We start from the raw sequence: 225 nt of genomic DNA on the forward strand, positions 1-225 counted from the left end.
GACGGCGACTTCACGGCGGTGCGGCCGTCCAGGGTCTGCCCGCCGCGCAACTCCCGGAAGATGGTGACGACACGGCGGATCTCGTCGTGCGCATGGTCGGGTGTGGGCAGCTGCAGCGAGGTGCCGAGGTCGCTGACCCGGCGCGTCACGATCGCCACCTCGTCGTCCGCGCTGTCCGGCAGTGGCAGCACGACGGTGTTGAACCGTCGCCGCAGCGCGCTGGAC

The 225-nt window shown here is 71.6% G+C and carries 1 pseudogene; it reads right to left on the reverse strand.

Annotation, left to right across the window (positions count from 1 at the left end):
* Positions 1-225 (reverse strand): annotated as a pseudogene (locus BN358_RS24360) (ATPase); the annotation flags it as partial.

It is taken from the genome of Sedimentibacter sp. B4 (genome assembly GCF_000309315.1).
GTDB classification, from domain to species: domain Bacteria; phylum Bacillota; class Clostridia; order Tissierellales; family Sedimentibacteraceae; genus Sedimentibacter; species Sedimentibacter saalensis.